The organism is Rhizobium sp. BR 314 (assembly GCF_047445805.1).
In the GTDB taxonomy this organism is placed as follows: domain Bacteria; phylum Pseudomonadota; class Alphaproteobacteria; order Rhizobiales; family Rhizobiaceae; genus Rhizobium; species Rhizobium lusitanum_B.
This window is the reverse complement of the sequence record NZ_JARWLA010000020.1, coordinates 13,435-31,514: the sequence shown is the minus strand read 5'-3', so window position 1 is coordinate 31,514 and position 18,080 is coordinate 13,435. Positions and strand designations below refer to the sequence as shown.

Genomic DNA, 18,080 nt, shown 5'->3' with positions numbered 1-18,080 from the left:
GACAGATCTTTCCCCAGCGGGTCGCGCAAGACCCGCCGGACCGCCTACCCATGCCCCCAGTATCCATCTCAACCAAGAGGAATATCCAAATGATGACCCCGAATCTCATCGTCTTCTACGTCAAGGATCCCACCGAGAGCGCACCGTTCTACCGTGATTTGCTTGGCCACGAGCCGACCTTCGCATCGCCGAATTTCGTGGCCTTCTCGCTCGCAAACGGTTTCAATCTCGGCCTGTGGCGTCGCAGCAGCGTAGAGCCGCAGCCTTCTGCCATCGGCAATCGTGGCGAGCTGGGTTTCATGGTCGAAGGCGCCGGCGCGGTCGAAAAGCACTACCAGGATTGGAAGGCGAAAGGCCTGCCGATTGCGCAGGAACTGACGACGATGGACTTCGGCCCGACCTTCGTCGTGCTCGATCCGGACGGTCATCGCCTTCGCGTTTGTGAGCCGGATAAATAAGGTTCATCGACAGATGAGCCGCAGCATCTGCTGACGGCCGTGCCTGGGAAACCGATCGCCCGTAACATGCTGTTGGGGGCGATCGCTGTTGCCGGGCTAGAGGCGAATATTAGGGAAACGATTTGGCTGCAGGAGGCTCAATTGCTGCATCACATTTCTTTCGGGGTCTCGAATATCGAGCGAGCGGCAGCGTTCTATGACGCCGCATTTGCGCATTTGGGCTATGTTCGGGTCTGGGATGATCTGAACCCCGGCGACCCTGATCAGGCCGTCGGCTATGGTCCACCGGGCGGTGGTGATAAATTTGCCATCAAGTTGCGGGGTGATGCGGCAAGCCCGCCGGGCTTGGGCTTCCATCTTGCTTTCTCAGCACCAAGCCAGGAAGCCGTCGTGCTGTTTCATGACGCTGCCTTGGCGCATGGCGGCACAGACAACGGGCCGCCGGGCCTACGACCGCATTATGCGCCGGATTATTTCGCCGCCTTCGTCGTCGACCCCGACGGATATCACATCGAGGTCGTTGCCAAGGACGCGGGGTGATCTGGCGCCGCGTCGATTGCTCGTCCTCACCCTGACGCTCAAAGCTGGCAGGGTAAGGCGTCAACGGATGGCCGGCTCCTCAAGCCATGAGGTTTAGAGCTTTCCACGCATCGGATGGCCCTTGTAGACGCCGAGGATGCGGACTTTTTCAGAGAAGAACCGCAGCTCTTCCAGTGCACGACGCACATGCGCATCAGAAGGGTGGCCCTCGATGTCGGCATAGAACTGCGTCGCTACAAAACGGCCGCCGAGCTGGTAGCTTTCGAGCTTCGTCATGTTAATGCCGTTCGTCGCAAAGCCGCCGAGCGCTTTGTAAAGCGATGCCGGGATGTTGCGCACATTAAAGACGAAGGTCGTGACGATCTTTTCGTCCGGTGTGCTGCGTTCCGCCCAGTTCTCGTCGCGCGAAAGCACGACGAAGCGCGTCATGTTGTTTTCGGTATCCTCGACATTTTCCGCGATGATTTCGAGACCGTAGAGATCGGCTGCCAGCCGCGGCGCCAGCGCTGCCATGCTGCGGTCGCCGGTTTCCTGCACCAGCTTGGCGGCGCCGGCGGTATCGCCGGCTATCACAGGCTTCCAGCCATTGGCGCGCACGATATTGCGGCACTGACCAAGAGCATGGATATGGCTGTGCACCGTGCGGATCTCTTCTTTTTTCACGCCCGGCAACACCATCAGCTGGAAGCGGATCGGCATGAAATATTCGCCGACTATATGCAGGCGCGAATCCGGCAGCAGGTGGTGAATGTCGGCGACACGTCCGGCTATGGTGTTCTCGATCGGAATCATGCCGAGATCGGCCTCACCATTGTCGATGGCGGAAAAGGCATCCTCAAAGGTCTGGCAGGGCAGCGGCTCCATGGTCGGGAACATGTCACGGCTCGCCATGTCGGAATTGGCGCCGTAGTCGCCCTGGAAGGAGATCTTGTTGGTCTTGGTGATCATTTAACTGCCTTTTGGGGGACTGCCTTTGGGGGAATGCCGTCAGAGAGAGGCGGCGGAAAGAATGCGTCGGGCCTTTTCAAGGTCCTTCGGAGTATCGACACCGAGCGGAACCGTGTCAACGATCTCCACATCGATGCGCATGCCGGCTTCCAACGCCCGCAGCTGCTCCAGCGATTCGCGCCGTTCCAGCGTCGATGGGCCGAGGCTGACGAATTTCTCGAGTGCCGAGCGGCGATAGGCGTAAAGGCCGATATGATGATAGAGCGGCCCGTTGCCGTAAGGGGCGGTGGTGCGGGTAAAATAGAGCGCCCGCAGGCGGCTGTCAGAGATCGGCGACCCCACAACCTTGACCACGCTCGGTAGGGTCTTTTCTTCCTCGTCCTTGATTTCGACGGTGAGCGTCGCGATGTCGGCGGCCGGATTTTCGAGCGGGCGCAGCGAGGCGCGAATGGTCTCGGGATCGATCGTCGGCAGGTCGCCTTGCACGTTGACGACGATCTCGGCACGGCCATGCGGATCCACGGCCTGCAGGGCCTCATAAATGCGATCCGAGCCGGATTGATGGTCGCCCCGCGTCATGACCACGTCGAAGCCGGCATTGGCCACTGCGTCGTAGACATTCTGATCGTCGACGGCGACGATGATGCGACCGATCGCCGCCTCGCGCGCGCGCTTGGCAACCTGTACGATCATGGGCAGGCCGCAAATATCGGCGAGCGGCTTGCCGGGCAGGCGGGTGGAGGCCATTCGGGCAGGAATGAGAACCAGCGTCTTGTCTAAATTTGGATCTGTCATTCTTGGGCCTTCTATTCCTGCGGGAAAAGTGTCAAAACGTCTCACGGTGGAGGCCGTTTACAGAGTTGCAAGAAACAGCCAAAAGACATAGGTTTCGCGCGAATTCAAGATGGGCCGGCTGAGGATGCTGGCGGCGAGGGGAGCATAGCAGATGAATTCATCCTACGTGAACATGGGAGTCGGGGCACTTTTGGCCACGCTGTTCGTGTTGAAGTCCGTGTCGCTCGCGTCAGGATTTATTTTCCATTCAGAAACACCGGAAAAGCCCGGTTTCGCCATCGTTGCCGCCGAAGAGCCGGCTGGCGGCGAGAAGGGCGCGGCCGCCAAGCCGGACACGCCGATCGCTCAGCTGATGCAGAAGGCTGATGCCAAGGTCGGCGAAACGATCTTCAAGAAGTGTCAGGCCTGTCATTCCGGAGAGAAGGGAGGGCCGAACAAGGTTGGCCCCGATCTCTGGGGTATCGTCGACCGCCCTGTTGCCGAGCATGAAGGCTTCGCCTATTCGGCCGGCATGAAGGACTTCTCCAAGGGTGGTTCGCAGAAGTGGACCTACGATCACCTCTATCACTTCCTGGCTTCCCCGAAGAAGTTCGTCGCGGGAACCGCGATGGGCTTTGCCGGTCTGCCGAAGGAAGAGGATCGTGCCAACGTGATCGCCTATCTGCGCACGCTTGCCGATACGCAGGTGCCGCTGCCGGATCCGAACGCGCCGGCTGCCACCAACTAAGGCAATCCGTAAACGGATGATCAATTGAAAACCCGGCCGCCGAGGCCGGGTTTTCCGTGTCTGCGAATCAGGGTTTGCGAATCACGTCGCGTGCCGGCGCGAGCGGGTTCTTTGATCGAGATCGAAGACCTTCAGTCCATCTTCAGCGCTTGGCGGTTTGCGCCAATCTTCCGCTATCAGCGCCTTTCTGGCATCGCGCAAGCCGGCCTCCCAATGCTCGTGCATCGATAGCGACGAGAACTCGTAATCCTTGGAGTGCGAGCGGAACTGTTTGTTGCGATAGATGAGATGGATGATGGTGACGCCGTAATCCGAGCAATGCTGCTCCAGCTTCTTGATCTCTGGATCGGCCTTGGCCTCTTCAGGAAGTCGCGCATAAAGCTCCGATATGGCGCGGCGCAGGCGATGACGCTCCAGGAAAAGATCGGTGTTGAGGCGGGTACGGCTGGAATAGGTGATGTCCTTGCGGCGCTCCTCGACCTCCTCGAGATCCTGCGGCAGGGGGCCGACTGCGCTGAACAGATCGACCTGGAACACCACCGTATCGACGCCTGCGCCATTGCGCAGCACGTAGGTCAGCGGCGTATTGGAGACCAGGCCGCCGTCCCAGTAGTATTCGCCGCCGATCTTGATGGCCGGAAAGCCTGGCGGCAACGCGCCGCTTGCCATGATGTGCTCCGGCGTGATCTTGATGGCCCTGTTGTCGAAGAAGGCAAAATTGCCGGTTCGCACGTTGACGGCGCCGAGGCTCAGCCGCACCGGGCCATGATTGATTCGGTCGAAATCGACGTGGTTGAGCAGGGTCTGGCGCAGTTGCTCGGTATCATAGATGCTGGTTGCGCCCGCCGAGCCGCGTGCCTGGAACCAAGCTGGGATCGCCCAAGGGGAAAAGAAGCCGGGCGCTCCGAAGGTCGACACCCACCAGCTGCTGACCGAGCGATAGAAGGGATTGGTCTCGCGCCGATCCTGCATCAGCATGTCGACGGGAAGCTGAACGGTGATCTTGTTCCAAAAGGAGCGCAGCTTCTCGAGCCTCTCTCCCGGTACGTTGCCGGCCATGATTGCGGCGTTGATGGCGCCGATCGATATGCCGGCGATCCAGTCCGGGTCGATATTCTGCTCTCTGAGCGCCTGAAAGGCGCCAGCCTGATAGGAGCCGAGAGCGCCGCCGCCCTGGAGGACGAACACCTTATGCGAATAGGCCGATGCGGGATTGGTAAGCGGAGCCGCAATGTTCATGTGCCATCCTTTGCTGCGCTCCGGATGGGAAGGCCCGGATGCGCAAAATATATGACCATTTTCCAGCCTGCCTCTCCTTTTGTGGGGAGATGCTTTTTCTATCAGCGACCTTGAGCCTGCGCTAAGCGAGCAGATAAGCCCAAAGCGACACCGAGAATGCCCCGAGCGCCGTCGTCAGCGTGATGGTCGAGGCGGCGAGACTGTGACCGACACCGAAGCGATTGGCAATCAGCCACGCGTTCACACCTGTAGGAACCGCGGCAGTAAGCACGAGCGCGGTGCGCCATTCCGGGCTGAGACCAAGGAGATGGCCGGCCGCCAGCACGCAGGCCGGCAACAGGAGGAGCTTGAAGGCCGAGATGACGCTGGTGATACCGAGATTGCCTGAGAGGCCGTATTGACGCAGCGCCATGCCGAGCGAGATCAGCGCTGCCGGACCCGCAATACTGGCAATGCTGTCGATGACGGTGGCAAGCGTCGAAGGGATGCGAAGGCTGGTCAGATGAACGATCAGGCCGCAGAAGAGCCCGATGACCAGAGGATTGCGGATGAGGTTCCTGCCGACTTGCTGCAATAACTCGGCGGTGCTGCGGCCGGTCCCGCCATTCTCCTTGCGCTCGGCCTGCTCCATCAGCAGCGTACCGGCAATCATCATTGTGGGAAGGTGCACGGCAATCAGGATCGACATGGCCATGACGCCGTCAGGCCCGACCGTGCGGCCGACGAGGGGCAGGCCGATGAAGATCGTATTGGCAAAGGCCGAGGAAACGCCGGCCAGCACGCCGATGCGGGCATCCCGGCCGAAGAACCGTGTGGCGACGACATGGCCGGCGGCCCAGGTGACGGCGACACCGGAAAAATAGGCGATCCACAAGCGAAACGGCGACGCGCCGCGAAAATCCGCGTCGGCAATCGTCCGAAACAACAGGAGCGGCACGGCGATCTTGAAGACGAACTCGCTCATCGCTTCGCCGACATCGGCTTTCAGTAGTCCCGTGCGCACGATGACCCAGCCAACGAGAATCAGCAGGAAGATCGGAAGAACGTCGGTGAAGATTTCGGACATGCCGGACGCGGGGTATGACAATCGTGGCTTCGAGGAACTGGACCCGAAACTTGTAGCAGCTTACCCAGGGGTGGAAACCCGCAAAAAACAAAAAAAGCGGGCATTGCCCGCTCTTGTCGATCTCGTCCCGAAGGGCGGTCCCCCCGGTGCACATGCCGCCAGTTCATCCGTGGTCGGCCCGCGTACCGGCGAGGCGGAAGGCATCATTCCTTCCCAAGCTGGCTTGAAGCCTTGTGAGCTTCTCATCCCAGCCGCTTGATAAGCATTTAAAGATAGAAAGTGACAGGCTAATGACTGACTGGAATTTAGTTGGCGCCGCAGACGCTGATTTTTCTTCCAAACTTCGCAAAAACCGATAATACCGGATACCGGCTATCACCAATACCGGGACCCTCCAATAGATGACTCGCTTCGATGTATTGACCGTTGGCAACGCCATCGTCGACATTATCGCCCGTTGTAACGATCAGTTCTTGATCGACAATCAAATCACCAAGGCCGCGATGAATCTCATCGATGCCGAACGCGCCGAACTTCTCTATTCGCGCATGGGCCCGGCGCTTGAAGCTTCCGGCGGCAGCGCTGGAAACACGGCAGCGGGCGTTGCCAATTTCGGCGGCAAGGCTGCCTATTTTGGCAAGGTCGCCGAAGATCAGCTCGGAGAGATTTTTGCCCACGACATCCGTGCCCAGGGCGTCCACTACGAAACCAGGGCCAAGGGCACTTTCCCGCCGACAGCCCGTTCGATGATCTTCGTGACTGAGGATGGCGAGCGTTCCATGAACACCTATCTCGGCGCCTGCGTCGAGCTTGGTCCGGAGGACGTCGAGGAAGACGTCGTCGCCGATGCGAAGGTGACCTATTTCGAAGGCTATCTCTGGGATCCGCCGCGCGCCAAGGAAGCTATCCGCGAATGCGCCCGCATCGCCCACGCTAATGGCCGTGAAATGTCAATGACCTTGTCCGACAGCTTTTGCGTCGGCCGCTATCGCGCCGAGTTTCTTGATCTGATGCGCTCCGGCACCGTCGATATCGTCTTCGCCAATAGCGACGAGGCCCTGTCGCTCTACGAAACCGACGACTTCGAAAAGGCGCTGACCCTGATCGCGGCCGATTGCAAGATCGCCGCGGTGACGACGGGCAAGGATGGTGCCGTTATCGTGCGCGGCAACGAACGCTATGTCGTCGATGCTCATCCGATCGAGGAGCGCGTTGACACGACCGGCGCCGGCGATCTCTTCGCCGCCGGCTTCCTGTTCGGCTACACGCAGGGCCGCAGCCTCGAAGATTGCGCCAAGCTCGGCAATCTCGCGGCCGCGACCGTCATCGAACAGATCGGCCCGCGTCCGATGCAGTCGCTGTCGGAAAAGGCGAAGGCCTTCGGTCTTCTCTGACCGGGTTCGACCTCAGAAATTTGCTGGATACAGGCAAGTAAAGCCGCCCTTCGAGAGATCGCTAGGCGGCTTTTCGTTGTGATCGCGAAGCACTACTTGCCGGCGCTAGCGCCAGAAAAACTCAACGGTCCCGGCTTCGTAAAGGATGAGGACGCCGATCGCGATCAGCACGAACGGCACCACCCTGTAGCCGTGCCGCCTGATCGGCGCGCCAAGTTTCGGATGATTGACAAGAGCATGGGCCACGCCGAGCCAGACGGCCGTCAGAGCCGCGAAGACGCAGCCGAAGGCGAGAATCTCATAGGCGGAGCGTGTGGCGAAGAGCGGCGTATAGACGCTGATATTGTCGCCGCCATTGGCGATCGTTACCAGGGCAACAGCCACGATATTGCCGTGCCCCGCAGATGCCTTTTCATGGTCTTCGGGATTGTCGTCGGTGTCGATGCCGTTCCAGATTTCCCATAGCCTTTTCAGGCCGAAATAGATCGGCGCGAGGCCGAGAAGGCCGATATAGGCCGCGGGAATGACGAACACCAGCAGCGAGGCGAGTACGCTGAAGCCAAAGAGCGCGGCAATTCCCAGATATTGGCCGATGACGATCTGCCTTACCCGGAATTTCGGATCGGCGAAAAAGCCAAGGAGAACGAAGAGGTCGTCTACATCTGTCGATGCGAATACGACGATCGCAACGCCCAGAGCGCCTAGTAGATGGTCCAAAACACGGTCTCCTTTTCCGATGCGGGGATATATCATCGCGCCGGAAAAGTCGCGCGCCTGCTTTCATCGCGGGATGTCTAGAGCAATTCCAGTAAAAGTGCGCAGCGGTTTTGCGTGAAAACAAGGAGATAGAGCATTTCTGCGACTCCGTTTTAGGTGGAAATGCTCTAGGGAACGTTTACTTGAAGGCTTCGCCGGGATAGGCACCCCATATCTCGGACTGAGCCACCCAGCCCTCGGTGCTATCGGCAGTGACGAGACACCAGTTGCCTGTGCATTCGCGGACACTCATCATCACACCTGGCTGAAGCTTGGCGATGACCGTGCCGGATGGCTGGGCTTCGCGGCGCATATTGACGAAAACAGCCTTGCCCTTACCCTTCATCCACGGCGCGGCGATGGCCGAGCGTTGGCCGGACAGCAGCGATTGGTTGACCCAACCCTCGGTGCCGTCAGCGTCGCGGACGCGCCGCCAGTTATCGTATTCCTGGATGATTTCGACCGGCAATCCCTGCTTGAGATAGAGCCATGACACGGCGTAATCGGAGCTCGGTCCAATGCGCAGATTGACCCGTTTGGATTTCAGCGTGACGAAGCGCGGCAACGGCAATCCGCTCGGTCCCTTGGCAGCCTGGGCGGCTGCAAGGTCGGTGGTTGCAAAGGCCATCATCAGGCCTATTGTAAAAATAGCGCAGGACTTCAATACTTTGCCACGCATTGGATTTCCGTTCGTTCGTCATGACGAAGGCGTTGTTTCGTCGCCTCTTCGCTCCGGCCAGCGGCAAATCCTCGGATCGCGTCAGCGAGTTTTGTTTGTCTTCGCCTACGGGTCTGGTAGAAATGCCCGGAACGGGAAAATTATCCTGCTTCTTGGTTAAGAACATCTGAACAAGGCATCACCGCTCGCCATGACGACGAAGAAAAAACCGAAGGTCTACGTCACGCGCAAACTGCCGGATGCAGTGGAAACGCGAATGCGTGAGCTTTTCGATGCCGAACTCAACATCGACGATCGTCCGCGCACCAAGGATGAATTGATCCAGGCTGTCCGCATGATCGATGTGCTGGTGCCCACCGTTACCGATCGCATCGATGCCGAGGTGATCGCCGAAGCCGGTCCGCAGATGAGGCTGATCGCCAGTTTCTCCAACGGCACGGATCACATCGATGTCGAAGCCGCGGCGCGGCGCGGCATCACCGTCACCAACACGCCCAATGTTTTGACCGAGGATACAGCCGATATGACCATGGCGCTTATCCTTGCCGTGCCGCGGCGGCTGGCGGAAGGTGCGCGCGTGCTGACCGACCACCCGGGGGAATGGGCCGGATGGTCGCCAACCTGGATGCTTGGCCGACGCATTCACGGCAAGCGCATCGGTATCGTCGGCATGGGGCGCATAGGCACGGCCGTTGCTCGCCGTGCCAAGGCATTCGGTCTTTCCATCCACTATCACAATCGCAAGCGCGTCAATCCGGCGACCGAGGACGAGCTTGAAGCAACCTATTGGGACAGCCTCGACCAGATGCTGGCGCGGGTCGATATCGTCTCCGTTAATTGCCCCTCGACACCGGCTACCTATCACCTGATCTCGGCTCGCCGCCTGGCGCTGCTGCAGCCAACGAGCTACATCGTCAATACCGCACGCGGCGATGTCATCGACGAAGCTGCATTGATCAAGATCCTGCGCGAAGGCAAGATCGCCGGCGCAGGCCTCGACGTGTTCGAAAACGAACCGGCCGTCAATCCGAAGCTGGTGAAGCTTGCCAATGAGGGCAAGGTGGTGATTCTTCCGCATATGAGTTCGGCCACGCTCGAAGGCCGTATCGACATGGGCGACAAGGTCATCATCAATATCCGCACCTTCATCGATGGCCATCGCCCACCGAATCGCGTGCTGCCGTTTCGGTAACGAAGGCGTTCTGATTCCTCGGCCGAAATGAGGCAGGAATACGCGCTTCAAAATAGATCTTCCTTCTCTCCCTCTGGTCATGTGCATGTCACAAAGCCGGCCCAGAGGTGGCGGCAAACATCAATCAAGAAGGACGGAAACGATGGCGCGTGCGCTGCCGCATGAGCGGATTCAGTATGTGGTCGAGGGCGGCTTCAAGCTGTCGGGCGAGATCGAACCGAGCGGTAACAAGAATGCCGCATTGCCTATCATCGCCGCTTCGCTTTTGACCGATCAACGCGTCGAGCTTAGCAACGTGCCGCGTATCCGTGATGTCGAGGCCTTGGTGGAGTTGATCCAGTCGGTCGGCGCCAGGGTACGCTGGCTCGGCCGCAACGAGCTTGAAATCGAAGCGCGAGAGCTTCGCCCCGCCAATCTCGATCCCGATCTCTGTGCGCGCATCCGCGCTTCCATCCTGCTCGCCGGCCCCATGCTGGCGCGCTGCGGCGAGATCACGCTGCCGCCACCCGGCGGCGATGTCATCGGACGCCGGCGTGTCGACACGCATTTCCTCGCACTGGAGCAGCTCGGCGCCAAGATCGAGGTCAACAGCGTCTACAGCTTCCGCACGGAAGGGCTGCGCGGTGCCGATGTCTTCCTCGATGAGCCATCCGTGACTGCAACGGAAAACGCGCTTTGCGCCGCTGTTTTCGCTGAGGGGACGACGATCCTTCGCAATTGCGCCTCCGAGCCGCATGTCCAGGATCTCGCGCGGTTCCTGATTGGCATGGGCGCGCGCATCGAGGGTGTCGGCACCAACATGATGACCATCCACGGCTGCCAGCGGCTCGGCGGTGCATCCCACCGAATCGGCCCCGACCACAACGAGGTTGGCTCGCTGATCGGCCTTGCCGCCGTCACCGGCTCGGCAATCACCATTCGCCGCGCCGGCGTCGAGCATCTGCGCTCCACCCTGATGACCTTCGAGCGCCTCGGCATCCGCTGCCAGATCGACGGCGATGATCTCATCATCCGCTCGGGGCAGGAGATGAAGATCCAGCCCGATTTCGGCGGCCATATTCCAAAGATTGAGGACCAGCCCTGGCCGGCCTTTCCGGCCGACACCATGTCGATCGCCATCGTCACGGCCTCGCAATGCGATGGCGTCGTGTTGATGTTCGAAAAAATGTTCGAAAGCCGCATGTTCTTCGTCGACAAACTGATTGCTATGGGCGCACGTATCGTGCTCTGCGATCCGCATCGCGCCATTGTCGCCGGCCCTTCCAAGCTGAAGGCGGCCCAGCTCGAAAGCCCCGACATCCGTGCCGGCATGGCTATGTTGATCGCGGCGATGTGCGCCGAAGGCACGAGCGTCATCAACAATGCCCAGCAGATCGAGCGCGGTTACGAGCGCATCGAGGAACGGCTGAATGCCATGGGTGCTCGGATCACCCGCATCCCGCCGCGCGAAGCTTAACCGCTCTGCTTATCGCTGAAAATGCGTCAGGCGATAGTCTTTCGCATCTCGATCGATGTCGTCCGATCAAAGCCAGGGTGGCGGCTTTCGGCCGTCTTCACAAATCCCCAGCCTGCGAAAGTCGTGTGATTCTCGGTTAATTCGATGCGCGTTTCGAGCCGCAGGGTAGTGAGGCCAAGATTGTTCGCAGCCGCCTCGGCCATCGCCAGCAGGCGTTTGCCGACGCCCTCGCCCTGTGCGCCCGGCAGCACGGCAAGCTTGCCGATATAGAGTGTGTCGGGCTCTGCGCGGCAAAATACACAGCCGGCTATCTTGTCGCCGTCAACGGCAATGTAACCGAGCTCGTGGCGCGCTTTCTCCTTGAGAGACTGCTGCGTCAGTGAAAGCGCCGAGGAGGGCGGGTCGATCCGTCCGTCCATATAGGCGAAAGAGGTGAGGATGAGATCGAGCAATTCACTCCAGCGATGAAAGCTGTTATCCAGACGCTGAATTAACAGATCGCTCACTCGGCCGCCACCTTTGCGCGCTTGCGCCGATAGCGAACGGTTTCGAATCGCGCGGCGAGCGCATCATAGAGCAGCAGGCGGCCAATCAGCGGTTCGCCGATCCCAGTGATAAGCTTGATTGCCTCCATCGCCATCAGCGTGCCGATGACGCCGGTCAAGGCACCGATGATGCCCGCTTCGGCGCAGCTGGGAATGAGCCCCTGTGGGGGAGGGGCTGGGAAAAGATCGCGATAGCGCGGATTGGCTGCGCCATCGGCATCGCTTTCATAGGGTTTCAGCGTCGTCACGGATCCATCGAATCGGCCGACAGCGCCGGTCACCAGCGGCACACGCGCAGCCTCGGTCGCATCGGCGGCGGCATAACGCGTATCGAAATTATCCGAGCCGTCGATAACGAGATCGAAACCGGCAAGGTGCCTGGAAGCCGTATCGAGCGAAAAGCGCTCTTCGAAGCGGATGATACGTACATGAGGGTTGAGCCTGGCGATGGCGTCGGCTGCACTTTGCGTCTTCAATTCGCCGATCGTGCCCGTATCGTGGATCACCTGCCGCTGCAGGTTGGACAGCGAAACCCGGTCGTCGTCGGTAATGCCGAGCGTACCGACCCCGGCTGCCGCGAGATATTGCAACACCGGGGCACCGAGGCCGCCTGCGCCGATGACCAGCACGCGCGTAGCCTTCAGCTTTTGTTGGCCGGCCCCACCGACTTCGGGCAGCAGGATGTGGCGCTGGTAACGGGCGATTTCGTCTGGTGTCAAAGGATCCATGGAAGCGATCCTATCATGATCAGCGAGTTTGAGATGCTAGGATTTTGAAATGCCGCCATGCGAAACGGTAAAGAATTGCGCCCGCTCGCCAAGCGCCGAAAACATGGATTTGTCCGTACCGGTCATGAAGGCCTGCCCGCCGAGCCCGTCGATGAGGTCGAAAAGTGCGGCGCGCCGGCCCTCGTCTAGATGGGCGGCGATTTCATCGAGCAGCAGGATCGGCGCATATCCCGTGAGATTCCCGACGAGCCGTGCATGGGCAAGGATAAGACCGACGAGAAGGGCCTTTTGTTCGCCGGTGGAGCAGCGCTCCGCCTCCATGTCCTTTTCGCGGTGGCGCACCAGGAGATCGACCCTGTGCGGCCCATCCAGCGTGCGGCCGGCCGCGGCATCGCGGTAGCGTCCGTCGCGCAGCATCGTGGCATATTGATCTTCCAGATCGACGGCCGGGCGGTCGAACTGGCCGTCGAGAAAGCCTGACAGGTCAAGCGCTGCCGAAGGGAAAGGTGTCGCCTCGCGAGTTTCGGCGATCAGCCGCGCCAGGAGCCCGAGCATTTCCTGCCGCGCGATTGCCATGGCAATGCCAAGGCTCGCCATCTGCTCCTCAATGCCGGCAAGCCAGGAGGGATCGAATCGACCTTCCGAAAGCAGCTTGTTGCGGCTGCGCATGGCGCGCTCGAAATCGCTGGCGCGACGGCCATGGGCGGGATCGAGCGACAGCACCAGCCGGTCGAGAAAGCGGCGTCGCTCCGAAGAGCCGCCGGTAAAAAGTCCGTCCATGGCCGGCGTCAGCCAGAGGACACGCAAATGATCGGTCAGCTCGTCGACGGTCTTCGCTGGCGTTCCGTTGATTCGCAGTTTGCGGGCGGTTGATTCGTCCGTAGTGTCGATGCCAGTGCCTATCTCGACGACGCCATCCATGCCGTCCAGCTCGGCAAAGATCGAAAATCCACCCGGAGCATGGACGCGGGTAACGTCGGTATATGCGGCCCGGCGCAGGCCGCGGCCGGGCGACAGCAGCGAAACCGCCTCCATCAGATTCGTCTTGCCGGCGCCATTGTCGCCGGTCAGCACCACATGCCGCTCGTCAAGCGTCAGCGCCCCCGCCGCATAATTGCGGAAGTCCGTGAGCTTCAGGCGCGAGATGAAAACCTTGTCCGGCATTGGTCTTTGAGATTCGTGTCGATGGCCGAGGCGTATGCCGAACCCCGCTCAAGTGCAAGGTTTTTGCCGCGTTCTTGGTCGCCGATCAGCGAGAAGACCGCACTTGGCTCAACCTCTGGTGCCAGGATGGGGCGCTCCCTATATGGCCTTGCCTGGAGACACGGTGAATGGGGGCTCAAATGGACTCTGCAAAAGCGCTGCTCGCGCATACGCGCGCCGACTGGACGCGCGTGAAGCAAGGCGAATCGGGTGATCTCGTCTATCGGCGTGGGGATGGCCGCGCCTATGCGAAAATCGCGTTGCCGGCACACCTGGCTGATCTTGCCGGCGAACGCGATCGGCTGCTTTGGCTTCAGGGCAGGGGGATCGCCGTTCCCGAGGTCATCGATTGGCGGGAGCCTGAAAATGGTGCGTGTCTGATCATGACGGCAATCCCCGGCGTGCCCGCGGTCGAATTGGATGGCGATGCCTTGTTGAAAGCCTGGGCTTCGATGGCGCGGCAACTCCGGTCTCTTCATGACCTGCCCGTAGACGACTGCGCTTTCGATCGCAGCTTGTCGATCACGTTCGCACGGGCGGGAGATGTGGTCGCAAGACACGCGGTGAACCTGGATTTCCTGCCGCCGGAAGACCAGGGCAAGCCAGCCGTTGAATTGCTTGATCGTGTCGGGCGCGATTTACCTGTTCGGCTTGCTCAGGAGGCTGTCGACAAGGTTCTCTGTCACGGCGACGCCTGTATGCCCAATTTCATGGTCGATCCGCATAGCCTGCAATGCACCGGCCTGATCGATCTCGGGCGTGTTGGAAAAGCGGACCGCTATGTCGATCTTGCGCTGATGGTTGCCAATGCTGGGGAAAGTTGGGCAAAGCAGCAGCAGGCCGATCGGGCCTTCACGATCCTGTTCGAAACACTGGAAATCGTGGAACCGGATCGCGAGCGCCTCGCCTTCTATCTTAGGCTCGATCCGCTCACCTGGGGCTGATTCGCGGTACCGAATATGATTCGCCCGCCCAAACAAAAAATCCGACCGAATCATCGGTCGGATTCATGTGAAACACTTTGCTTCGCGATCAGTCGCTGAAGGTGTCGAAGAAATCCTTCATGCGGGCGAAGAAGCCCGTTGATTCGGGATTGTTGTCCTTCGAAGAGATCTGCTCGAATTCCTGCAGCAACTCGCGTTGCCGCTTGGTGAGCTTCTGCGGTGTCTCGATCTGGATCTGGATATAGAGATCGCCGACCTGGCTGGAGCGGAGCACCGGCATGCCCTTGGCCTTCAGGCGGAATTGCTTGCCGACCTGCGTTCCCTCGGGAACGGTGACGCGAGACTTGGTGCCGTCGAGCGTCGCCACGTCGAAGGTGCCGCCAAGTGCAGCCGTCGTCATCGAGATTGGCACGGCGCAGTAGAGATCGGCGCCATCGCGCTGGAAGAACTCATGCGGCTTGACGGAAAGGAAGATGTAGAGGTCGCCCGAAGGTCCGCCGCGTTGACCGGCTTCGCCTTCGCCCTGCAGACGGATGCGCGTGCCGTCTTCAATGCCGGCCGGGATGTTGACGGAGAGCGAACGCTCCTCGGTCACGCGGCCCTGGCCATGACACTTGCTGCAGGGATCCGGAATGATCTGGCCGCGGCCATGGCAGGTCGGGCAGGTACGTTCGACGGAGAAGAAGCCCTGTGCGGCGCGCACACGGCCGGAGCCCTGGCAGGTGCCGCAGGTTTTCGGCTGGGTGCCGGGCTTGGCGCCCGAACCGGAACAGACGTCGCAGGTAATGGAAGTCGGGACGCGAATCTGCGCCGTCTTGCCGCTGAAGGCCTCTTCGAGCGAGATTTCCATGTTGTAGCGAAGATCGGCGCCGCGCTCGCGACCGCCGGAGGAGCGTCCGCGCGAGCGGCCACCACCCATCATCTCGCCGAAAATATCTTCGAAAATATCCGAGAAGCCGCCGCCGCCGAAACCGGCGCCGAAGCCGCCGCCACCGCCCATGCCACCATGCTCGAAAGCAGCGTGGCCATAGCGGTCATAGGCTGCGCGCTTCTGCGGATCCTTGAGCGTTTCGTAGGCTTCGTTGATTTCTTTGAACTTCCGCTCGGCGCTGCTGTCGTCCGGATTCTTGTCCGGGTGATATTGCATCGCGAGCTTGCGAAAGGCGCTTTTCAGCTCTTTCTCGTCCGCCGTCTTGGAGACGCCCAATGTCTCGTAAAAATCCGCTTTTGCCATTCAGCATTCGACCCTGGAAATGGATTTCCGGCTGCCATGAGGCAGCCGGATCATGCGCATAACCCCTTAAATTGATTCAATTTAAGGAAAGGCTTAGGCGCCACTTTAAGTTCTACCGCGGCCTTTGCGCGTCCAAAAGGACGCGCGGCGCAGTAGTCCTCGAGAACCTTTCGGTTCGCGCTTATGCAGACCGCTTATGGTCGCCTTCGTCCTTGATTTCCTCGTAGTCGGCATCGACGACGTCGTCCTTGCCGGCTGCCGAGTGATCGCCCGAAGCGCCGCCTTCGGCCTGCTGAGCCTCATATATCGCCTGGCCGAGCTTCATGGAAACTTCCATGAGGGTCTGGGTCTTGGCCTTGATATCTTCTGCGTCCGGCTCGGAAGCTTCGGTTGCCGTCTTCAGCGCTGCGATCGCGTCGGAGATCGCGGTGCGATCGGCTTCTGTGACCTTGTCGCCGTAATCCTTCAGCGACTTCTCGCTGGAATGGATCAGGCTTTCAGCCTGGTTCTTGGCTTCCACGCCTTCGCGGCGCTTCTTGTCTTCTGCAGCATGGGCTTCAGCGTCCTTGACCATCTTTTCGATGTCGGCGTCGGAAAGACCGCCGGAAGCCTGGATGCGGATCTGCTGTTCCTTGCCGGTGCCCTTGTCCTTGGCCGAAACCTGAACGATGCCGTTGGCGTCGATATCGAAGGTGACTTCGATCTGCGGCACGCCGCGCGGTGCCGGCGGCAGACCAACGAGATCGAACTGGCCGAGCAGCTTGTTGTCGGCAGCCATTTCGCGCTCGCCCTGCGAAACGCGGATGGTCACGGCCGACTGGTTGTCGTCAGCGGTCGAGAAGGTCTGCGACTTCTTCGTCGGGATCGTCGTATTGCGCTCGATCAGACGGGTAAAGACGCCGCCGAGCGTTTCGATGCCAAGAGACAACGGGGTTACGTCGAGGAGCAGAACGTCCTTGACGTCGCCCTGCAGAACGCCGGCCTGGATGGCGGCGCCGAGAGCGACGACTTCATCCGGGTTGACGCCCTTGTGCGGCTCCTTGCCAAACAGCTGCTTGACGACTTCCTGCACCTTCGGCATGCGGCTCATGCCGCCGACGAGAACGACTTCGTCGATTTCAGCGGCCGTAACGCCCGCATCCTTGAGAGCTGCCTTGCACGGAGCGATGGTGCGCTGAACGAGATCGTCGACCAGGCTTTCGAGCTTGGCGCGGGTCAGTTTCAGCGTCAGGTGCTTCGGGCCGGTGGCGTCTGCCGTGATGAAGGGCAGGTTGATTTCGGTCTGCTGAGCGGACGAAAGTTCGATCTTGGCCTTTTCGGCAGCTTCCTTAAGGCGCTGCAGAGCAAGCTTGTCGCCCTTGAGGTCGATGCCGTTGTCCTTCTTGAACTCGGCAACGAGATATTCGACGAGACGCATGTCGAAGTCTTCACCGCCGAGGAAGGTGTCGCCGTTGGTCGACTTCACTTCGAAGACGCCGTCGCCGATTTCCAGGATGGAGATATCAAAGGTGCCGCCGCCAAGGTCGTAAACGGCGATCGTCTTGCCGTCCTTCTTGTCGAGGCCGTAAGCAAGAGCGGCAGCCGTCGGCTCGTTGATGATGCGCAGCACTTCAAGACCGGCGATCTTGCCGGCATCCTTGGTTGCCTGGCGCTGAGCGTCGTTGAAGTATGCGGGAACGGTGATAACGGCCTTGTCGACCTTTTCGCCGAGGTAGGATTCGGCGGTTTCCTTCATCTTCTGAAGGATCATTGCGGAAATCTGTGCGGGCGAATAGCCCTTGCCGTTGGCTTCGACCCAGGCGTCGCCATTGTCGCCCCGAACGATGTTGAAGGGAACAAGGTGCTTGTCCTTCTCGACAGTCGGATCTTCGTAGCGACGGCCGATGAGGCGCTTGACAGCGAAGAGGGTATTCGTGGGGTTCGTGACAGCCTGGCGCTTGGCCGGCTGGCCGACGAGACGTTCGCCATCGTCGGTGAAGGCAACCATGGAGGGGGTCGTCCGGGCGCCTTCGGCATTTTCGATCACTTTTGCGTCTTTACCGTCCATGACGGCAACGCAGGAATTTGTTGTTCCAAGGTCGATACCAATTACTTTTGCCATGTCATTCTCTCCTTGAAGCAAGCTGTCGGAACCCCTGTCAGGCATTCCATTGACAGCCCCTTACGGGATGGTCTT

At 60.1% G+C, this 18,080-nt stretch carries 19 protein-coding genes; 8 read left to right on the top strand and 11 right to left on the bottom strand.

All coding sequences use genetic code 11. From position 1 onward, the window contains the following. Positions 1-89 precede the first annotated feature (89 nt). Complete coding sequence (locus QD461_RS22435; protein WP_414089725.1) at positions 90-458, top strand: VOC family protein; 369 nt, start codon at positions 90-92, stop codon at positions 456-458. A gap of 141 nt (positions 459-599) precedes the next feature. Beyond that, the gene (locus QD461_RS22430; RefSeq protein WP_414089796.1) at positions 600-998 is read left to right on the top strand and encodes a VOC family protein; all 399 of its coding nucleotides are present in this window, start codon (positions 600-602) and stop codon (positions 996-998) included. 93 nt (positions 999-1,091) lie between these two features. Here the strand turns inward: QD461_RS22430 and QD461_RS22425 are convergent, their stop codons facing one another. Both QD461_RS22425 and QD461_RS22420 read right to left on the bottom strand, forming a co-directional pair. Next, positions 1,092-1,946, bottom strand: a complete 855-nt coding sequence (locus QD461_RS22425) for a prephenate dehydratase (RefSeq protein WP_184709550.1) — start codon at positions 1,944-1,946, stop codon at positions 1,092-1,094. A gap of 39 nt (positions 1,947-1,985) precedes the next feature. Further along, positions 1,986-2,741, bottom strand: coding sequence for a 3-deoxy-manno-octulosonate cytidylyltransferase (locus QD461_RS22420; protein WP_414089724.1), 756 nt, complete (start codon positions 2,739-2,741; stop codon positions 1,986-1,988). Between the two features lie 151 nt (positions 2,742-2,892). Here QD461_RS22420 and QD461_RS22415 point away from each other — a divergent pair, with 151 nt between their 5' ends. Continuing rightward, entirely contained in the window at positions 2,893-3,468 is a 576-nt protein-coding gene (locus QD461_RS22415; protein WP_184709546.1) for a c-type cytochrome, read from the top strand. An 81-nt stretch (positions 3,469-3,549) separates the two neighbouring features. On the opposite strand, the gene QD461_RS22410 is transcribed toward QD461_RS22415, so the two are convergent. Further along, entirely contained in the window at positions 3,550-4,707 is a 1,158-nt protein-coding gene (locus QD461_RS22410) for a patatin-like phospholipase family protein (RefSeq protein WP_414089723.1), read from the bottom strand. A 121-nt stretch (positions 4,708-4,828) separates the two neighbouring features. Next, positions 4,829-5,773, bottom strand: a complete 945-nt coding sequence (locus QD461_RS22405) for an AEC family transporter (RefSeq protein ID WP_414089722.1) — start codon at positions 5,771-5,773, stop codon at positions 4,829-4,831. Between QD461_RS22405 and QD461_RS22400 the strand changes: the two genes are divergently transcribed. Both QD461_RS22400 and QD461_RS22395 read left to right on the top strand, forming a co-directional pair. Next, the gene (locus tag QD461_RS22400; RefSeq protein WP_414089721.1) at positions 5,757-6,032 is read left to right on the top strand and encodes a hypothetical protein; all 276 of its coding nucleotides are present in this window, start codon (positions 5,757-5,759) and stop codon (positions 6,030-6,032) included. The genes QD461_RS22405 and QD461_RS22400 overlap by 17 nt on opposite strands. A gap of 142 nt (positions 6,033-6,174) precedes the next feature. Beyond that, a complete protein-coding gene (locus QD461_RS22395; protein ID WP_414089720.1) occupies positions 6,175-7,167 on the top strand; it encodes an adenosine kinase in 993 nt (330 codons plus the stop codon). A gap of 105 nt (positions 7,168-7,272) precedes the next feature. On the opposite strand, the gene QD461_RS22390 is transcribed toward QD461_RS22395, so the two are convergent. Further along, positions 7,273-7,884: a cadmium resistance transporter gene (locus QD461_RS22390; RefSeq protein WP_414089719.1), complete on the bottom strand. Its 612-nt coding sequence runs from the start codon at positions 7,882-7,884 to the stop codon at positions 7,273-7,275. A gap of 178 nt (positions 7,885-8,062) precedes the next feature. Next, positions 8,063-8,602, bottom strand: a complete 540-nt coding sequence (locus tag QD461_RS22385; protein ID WP_414089718.1) for an SH3 domain-containing protein — start codon at positions 8,600-8,602, stop codon at positions 8,063-8,065. A gap of 190 nt (positions 8,603-8,792) precedes the next feature. Here QD461_RS22385 and QD461_RS22380 point away from each other — a divergent pair, with 190 nt between their 5' ends. Next, the gene (locus QD461_RS22380; protein WP_414089717.1) at positions 8,793-9,794 is read left to right on the top strand and encodes a 2-hydroxyacid dehydrogenase; all 1,002 of its coding nucleotides are present in this window, start codon (positions 8,793-8,795) and stop codon (positions 9,792-9,794) included. A gap of 142 nt (positions 9,795-9,936) precedes the next feature. Beyond that, entirely contained in the window at positions 9,937-11,250 is a 1,314-nt protein-coding gene (gene murA, locus QD461_RS22375) for a UDP-N-acetylglucosamine 1-carboxyvinyltransferase (protein ID WP_414089716.1), read from the top strand. 26 nt (positions 11,251-11,276) lie between these two features. On the opposite strand, the gene QD461_RS22370 is transcribed toward murA, so the two are convergent. From QD461_RS22370 to recF, 3 genes are read right to left on the bottom strand one after another with little or no spacing between them, the layout of a single operon-like run. After that, positions 11,277-11,747 carry a GNAT family N-acetyltransferase gene (locus QD461_RS22370; protein WP_414089795.1) on the bottom strand — a complete coding sequence of 157 codons (471 nt, stop codon included), beginning with the start codon at positions 11,745-11,747 and terminating at the stop codon, positions 11,277-11,279. Positions 11,748-11,752: 5 nt separating this feature from the next. Next, positions 11,753-12,523: a molybdopterin-synthase adenylyltransferase MoeB gene (locus tag QD461_RS22365; RefSeq protein WP_414089715.1), complete on the bottom strand. Its 771-nt coding sequence runs from the start codon at positions 12,521-12,523 to the stop codon at positions 11,753-11,755. Between the two features lie 36 nt (positions 12,524-12,559). After that, positions 12,560-13,687 (bottom strand): DNA replication/repair protein RecF, encoded by a 1,128-nt coding sequence (gene recF, locus QD461_RS22360; protein WP_414089714.1) that lies wholly within the window; start codon positions 13,685-13,687, stop codon positions 12,560-12,562. Positions 13,688-13,866: 179 nt separating this feature from the next. Here recF and QD461_RS22355 point away from each other — a divergent pair, with 179 nt between their 5' ends. Next, positions 13,867-14,670, top strand: a complete 804-nt coding sequence (locus tag QD461_RS22355; protein ID WP_414089713.1) for an APH(3'') family aminoglycoside O-phosphotransferase — start codon at positions 13,867-13,869, stop codon at positions 14,668-14,670. Positions 14,671-14,758: 88 nt separating this feature from the next. On the opposite strand, the gene dnaJ is transcribed toward QD461_RS22355, so the two are convergent. Next, positions 14,759-15,904 carry a molecular chaperone DnaJ gene (gene dnaJ, locus QD461_RS22350; RefSeq protein WP_400677706.1) on the bottom strand — a complete coding sequence of 382 codons (1,146 nt, stop codon included), beginning with the start codon at positions 15,902-15,904 and terminating at the stop codon, positions 14,759-14,761. A gap of 181 nt (positions 15,905-16,085) precedes the next feature. Continuing rightward, entirely contained in the window at positions 16,086-18,005 is a 1,920-nt protein-coding gene (gene dnaK / locus QD461_RS22345; protein WP_414089712.1) for a molecular chaperone DnaK, read from the bottom strand. Positions 18,006-18,080: the final 75 nt, after the last annotated feature.